The following is a 5,502-nucleotide window of genomic DNA, read 5'->3' as shown; positions in this document are numbered from 1 at the left end:
CGAAGCGCCGCGCGGGCGGCGCTCGATCTAACAGGCAACCAAGATCCCAAGGCAAGCCCCCGTCAGCCCTTACCGCTTAACTGACTGGCATTAGGGCTTGCCCGCGAACACCGGCGCAGCCGGTGCCATCCGATACAACAATTCAGTCCTTCTCCAGCGCCGTTTCCTTGTGCATCGCCAGGTGCCCGGTCTTGTTGCTCTTCACCTCGTACTGCGGCTCCTCCTTCGAACAGTGCCGCTGCCGCCCGCGAAATTCGATATCGCGAAAATGCACCTTGACCACCGTGCCGTGGATGATTCCCGCCTCGGAATTCCAGCGCACCTTGTCGCCTGGTTTGTACGCGTTGCTCATCGGATTCTCCTTGCGACCCACGGTTGGTGATTAGGATAGTCACATGCCACTGTTCTACTGAGCCCGCCACAACCGGAAAAATCCCCTCGAAACGGCGTAAACCATGACGAAATGCGTATCCCACCCTTTCGATCTGCGGCAAGTGAAGGCACAATGCGGGTCTTTTTTTTGGCCGGCCTGGCCGGGGGCCTTTAAATGATCAAGACGCCGTACTACCTCATCGATAAAACCAAGCTGCTCAGCAACATGGAGAAGATCGCCTACGTGCGGGAACACTCCGGTGCCAAGGCGCTGCTCGCCCTCAAGTGCTTCGCCACCTGGTCGGTGTTCGACCTGATGCAGCAGTACATGGACGGCACCACTTCGTCCTCGCTCTTCGAGCTCAAGCTCGGCCGCCAGAAGTTCGCCGGCGAAACCCACGCCTACAGCGTGGCCTGGGCCGACGACGAGGTCGAGGAAATGCTCGAGAACTGCGACAAGATCATCTTCAACTCGATCGGCCAGCTGCAACGCTTTGCCGATCAGTCCGAAGGCAAGGTCCGCGGCCTGCGCGTCAACCCGCAAGTCAGCAGCTCCGACTACCTGCTGGCCGACCCGGCCCGCCCGTTCAGCCGCCTGGGCGAATGGGACCCGGAAAAGATCGAAAAAGTCATCGAGCAGATCTCCGGCTTCATGTTCCACAACAACTGCGAGAACGGCGACTTCGGCCTGTTCGACAAGATGCTCACGCACATCGAAGAGCGCTTCGGCCACCTGCTGCACAAGGTCGAGTGGGTCAGCCTGGGTGGCGGTATCCACTTCACCGGTGAAGACTATGCGGTAGACGCCTTCTGCGCACGCCTCAAAGCCTTCTCGGAAACGTACGGCGTGCAGGTGTACCTGGAGCCGGGCGAAGCGGCCATCACCAACAGCGCCTCGCTGGAAGTGACCGTGCTCGACACCCTGTACAACGGCAAGCACCTGGCCGTGGTCGACAGCTCGATCGAAGCACACCTGCTCGACCTGCTGATCTACCGCCTCAATGCCAAGATGGCCCCCAACGATGGCGAGCACACCTACATGGTCTGCGGCAAGTCGTGCCTGGCCGGTGACATCTTCGGCGAGTACCAATTCGATCGTCCGTTGGCCATTGGCGATCGCCTGTCGTTCGTCGACACGGCGGGTTACACCATGGTCAAGAAAAACTGGTTCAACGGTCTGAAGATGCCTTCCATCGTGGTCAAGCAACTCGACGGCAGCGTCGAAGTGGTCCGCGAGTTCGGTTTCGAAGACTATGTTTCCAGCCTGTCGTAAGACCGGCTTTCCAAGTAAGGAGCAAAGGGTAAATTGAAGAAGAACGTTCTTATCATTGGTGCAGGAGGTGTCGCCAAGGTGGTGGCCCACAAGTGCGCGCAGCATAACGACGAACTGGGTCGTATCGCTATTGCGTCACGGAACATCTCCAAATGCCAGGCCATCATCGACAGCGTAAAGGCCAAGGGTAGCCTCAAGGTACCCGCCGACATCCAGGCCTTCTCGCTCAACGCCCTCGATGTCGAGGCAACCAAGGCGCTGATCCGCGAAACCGAATCGCAGATCGTGATCAACGTAGGTTCCGCCTTCCTCAACATGTCGGTGCTGCGTGCCTGCATCGATACCGGTGTCGCCTACCTGGACACCGCCATCCACGAAGAGCCGGGCAAGATCTGCGAGACCCCGCCGTGGTACGGCAACTACGAGTGGAAACACCTCGAAGAGTGCCAAGCAAAGAACATTACCGCCATTCTCGGTGTCGGTTTCGACCCGGGTGTGGTGAACAGCTACGCCAAGCTGGCGCAGCAGCAGTATTTCGACAGCATTGACTCGATCGACATCCTCGACGTCAATGCGGGTTCGCATGGCAAGTACTTTGCCACCAACTTCGACCCGGAAATCAACTTCCGCGAGTTCACCGGGCAAGTGTGGAGCTGGCAGAACAGCCAGTGGACCAGCAACACCATGTTCGAAGTCAAGCGTACCGACGACCTGCCAGTGGTAGGTTCGCAAAACCTGTACCTGACCGGGCACGATGAAGTTCACTCGATTTCGAAGAACCTCAACGTGCCGAACGTGCGTTTCTGGATGAGCTTCGGCGAGCACTACATCAATGTGTTCACCGTGCTGAAAAACCTGGGCCTGCTCAGCGAGCAACCGGTGAAAACCGCCGAAGGCCTGGAAGTGGTACCGCTGAAAGTGGTCAAGGCCGTACTGCCAGACCCAGCCTCGCTGGCCCCTGGCTACACCGGCAAGACCTGCATCGGCGACCTGGTCAAGGGCACCAAGGATGGCCAGCCGCGCGAAGTGTTCATCTACAACGTGGCCGACCACGAAGAAGCCTACGCCGAGACTGACAGCCAGGGCATTTCCTACACCGCCGGTGTACCGCCAGTGGCAGCCGCCCTGCTGGTTGCCCGTGGCGAGTGGGATGCCAAGCGCATGGTCAACGTCGAGGAGCTGCCAGCCGAGCCGTTCCTCAAGGCGCTGGACGTGATGGGCCTGCCGACCCGCGTCAAAGATGAAAAAGGTGATCGTCCTTGGGACGCTGAAGCCTAAGCAGTAACACAGAAGGGGCGCCAACATGGCGCCCCTTCTGCTTTTCCAGGCCTGGCCTCTTCGCGGGTGAACCCGCTCCTACATTGGTCGGTGGTGCACCCACCTCGGCGGTTCGGCACAGTCCGTTGTAGGAGCGGGTTCACCCGCGAAGAGGCCGGGTCTGCCGGCCAATATCCCCTGGCCATTCACCGCCGCAGCCGCCACCGCATTCGCGGCGGTTCGACGCCTCGATAAACCCGCTCCTACGCAAGGCCGGTTTGCGGCAGTTCGATGCGTACGCTCAGCCCGCCGCTGGCCGCGGCCAGTGCGGTGATGCTGCCGCCATGCAGGGCGATGGCCCGCTGGGCGATCGCCAGGCCCAGGCCAAAACCGTCGCCATTGCTGTCCGTACCCCGGTCGAACGGCTCGAATATGCGCTGCAAGCGCGCCGGGTCCACGCCCGGGCCATGGTCGCTGACGTACACCTGCAAGCATTGCCCACCCGAGCCCAGTGCGGCGTGCACCAACACCTCAGTGCCGGGTGCGGTGTAGCGCACGGCATTGCGGATGATGTTCTCGAACGCCCGGTACAGCAGCTCTTCATGGCCATGCATGAGAAATGCACCCTCGGCCTGCAACGACACCTGGCACTGCTTCATGCCAGCCTCGAAACGGGCGTCTTCGACAATCTGCGCCAACAACTCGACCACATCCACGCTGGCAAAGTCGCTGTTGCCCTGCCGGGACTGGGCGCGGGCCAGGGTCAACAGTTGCTCGATCAGGTCGTCCATGCGCCGCGACTCGCGCTCGATCCGTTCCAGCATGTCGTGCCGGTCGGGCTGCTGACGCATCAGGCCGATGGCAGCATGCAGGCGGGTCAGCGGTGAGCGCAGTTCGTGGGAAATATCGTGCAGCAGGTTCTGCTGCGCCTGCACCAGGGCTTTGAGCTGGCCCGCCATGCGGTCGCAGTCCTCGGCCAGTTCGACGATCTCGTCACGGCGCTTGCCCAGGCGCGGCCTTACCCGCACATCGAACCGCCCCTGAGCAACCTGCCCCATGGCCTCACGCAGCCAGGCCAAGGGGCGGGTCAGGTACAGGCTGCACAACAGCGCAAACAGCGCACTCATCAGTGCGCCCGTCACAAACGGGCCCAGGTTGCGTGGGCGCGGTGCCATACCGACACTGGTGGCCACCGAAGCACGCAGCACCAGCGGGCGGCCGTCGCGGTCGATCAGTGCCTGCTCGAAACGGGCCGTGTGCACCGTCTTGCCCGCCAGCAAGCGGCCTTGATCGTCGTAAAGGCCCACCTGCACATCCGGCGGCTGTGGCGACACGTCGAGCAATTGCCGGCCGGCCCGTTCGCCATGGTGCTCCAGCATTTGCAGCTCGGTGGCCAGCAGCGAACGCAGCCCTGGGGTATCACCACGCAGGTCATTGAGCATGAAGGCCCCCGCCCCCACCAGGAAGGTCAGGGTGTTGGCCAGCCAGAACGCCAGAAACAGCTTCCAGAACAGGCGCCGGCGCATCATTCGACAATCAGCATGTAGCCCATGCCGCGCACGCTCTGGATCCAGCTGCTGCCGTCGGCACGCGGGCCGAGCTTTTGCCGGATGCTGCTGACGTGTACGTCGATGCGCCGGTCGTAACGGGTCAGCGGCCGGCCCAGGGCATTGAGTGACAGGTCCTGCTTGCTGACCAGCTGGCCAGCCTGGCGCGCCAGCGCCTCCAGCAGGCTGAACTCGGAGCCGGTCAGCTCCAGGGTGGCTGTACCCCAGTGCGCCTCGCGCCTGCCCGGCCACATTTTCAAGGCACCACTGCGCACCTGTTCCGGCGCCTCGGGTGCGCTGGCTTCACCCATCAGTTGTGGCTGCACGCGGCGCAGTATCGCCCGCAAGCGTGCCACCAGTTCCCCGGGGGAGCTGGGCTTGGGCACATAGTCATCGGCACCCAGCTCCAGGCCGGCGATGCGGTCGATGTTGTCGCCACGGGCGGTCAATAACAGCACCGGAACCTGGCTGCGCGCGCGCACGCGGCGCAGCACTTCGATGCCCGAGATGCCCGGCAGCATCACGTCCAGCACCACCAGCTGGTAGTGGCCGGACAGCGCCTGGGCCTCGCCCTCTTCACCCGTAGCCACGGCCGTGGCCTGGAAGCCTTCACGCGCCAGGTACAAAGAGAGCATTTCAGTCAGTTCGCGGTCGTCGTCAACCAGCAGCACGGGGATCATCAGGGCCAGACATCACAATTGCAGGGGCGCTAATGATCGCCCCCCACGCCGGCACTGTCACCGCCGCCCGGTCGGACTTTACACATCTTTACCCTCGGCTAACCGCGCCGTACACAGCTCGCCCGTATCCTCATCGCCCGCTGCATGCGGGTTGCCCGCGCTTGCTCCCCTCCGAATCCGCTTGTCTGGAACCCCCGATGAACTACCCGCGCCTGTTGCTCCCCATCCTGTTGCTGCAAGCCACACTGGCCCAGGCCTCACCGTTCAGGATCGCCGACATTCGCGTCAACGGCCTGCAGCGGGTTTCCGCCGGCAGTGTCTTCGGTGCCTTGCCGCTGAACGTCGGCGACCAGGCTGATGACCGCCGCCTGGT

5 protein-coding genes and 1 pseudogene are annotated in these 5,502 nt (G+C 62.5%); 3 read left to right on the top strand and 3 right to left on the bottom strand.

What is annotated here, in order from left to right; translation table 11 throughout:
• Positions 1 to 142 precede the first annotated feature (142 nt).
• Positions 143 to 352, bottom strand: coding sequence for a DUF2945 domain-containing protein (locus ACIP1G_RS31825; RefSeq protein WP_400744587.1), 210 nt, complete (start codon positions 350 to 352; stop codon positions 143 to 145).
• A gap of 195 nt (positions 353 to 547) precedes the next feature.
• Between ACIP1G_RS31825 and ACIP1G_RS31820 the strand changes: the two genes are divergently transcribed.
• Positions 548 to 1,645, top strand: coding sequence for a carboxynorspermidine decarboxylase (locus ACIP1G_RS31820; RefSeq protein ID WP_400744584.1), 1,098 nt, complete (start codon positions 548 to 550; stop codon positions 1,643 to 1,645).
• A 33-nt stretch (positions 1,646 to 1,678) separates the two neighbouring features.
• Positions 1,679 to 2,923, top strand: coding sequence for a saccharopine dehydrogenase family protein (locus tag ACIP1G_RS31815; RefSeq protein WP_003248123.1), 1,245 nt, complete (start codon positions 1,679 to 1,681; stop codon positions 2,921 to 2,923).
• Positions 2,924 to 3,165: 242 nt separating this feature from the next.
• On the opposite strand, the gene ACIP1G_RS31810 is transcribed toward ACIP1G_RS31815, so the two are convergent.
• On the bottom strand, positions 3,166 to 4,431 hold the full coding sequence (locus ACIP1G_RS31810; protein WP_400744581.1) for an ATP-binding protein: 1,266 nt from the start codon (positions 4,429 to 4,431) through the stop codon (positions 3,166 to 3,168).
• Complete coding sequence (locus ACIP1G_RS31805; protein ID WP_400744578.1) at positions 4,428 to 5,129, bottom strand: response regulator; 702 nt, start codon at positions 5,127 to 5,129, stop codon at positions 4,428 to 4,430. Before ACIP1G_RS31805 ends, ACIP1G_RS31810 begins: the two co-directional genes overlap by 4 nt.
• Before the next feature lie 197 nt (positions 5,130 to 5,326).
• Between ACIP1G_RS31805 and ACIP1G_RS31800 the strand changes: the two are divergent.
• Positions 5,327 to 5,502 (top strand): annotated as a pseudogene (locus ACIP1G_RS31800) (outer membrane assembly protein); the annotation flags it as partial.

The sequence above is a fragment of the Pseudomonas sp. NPDC089392 genome (assembly GCF_044749595.1).
Lineage (GTDB): Bacteria > Pseudomonadota > Gammaproteobacteria > Pseudomonadales > Pseudomonadaceae > Aquipseudomonas.
This window is presented reverse-complemented; position numbering and strand designations above follow the sequence as displayed.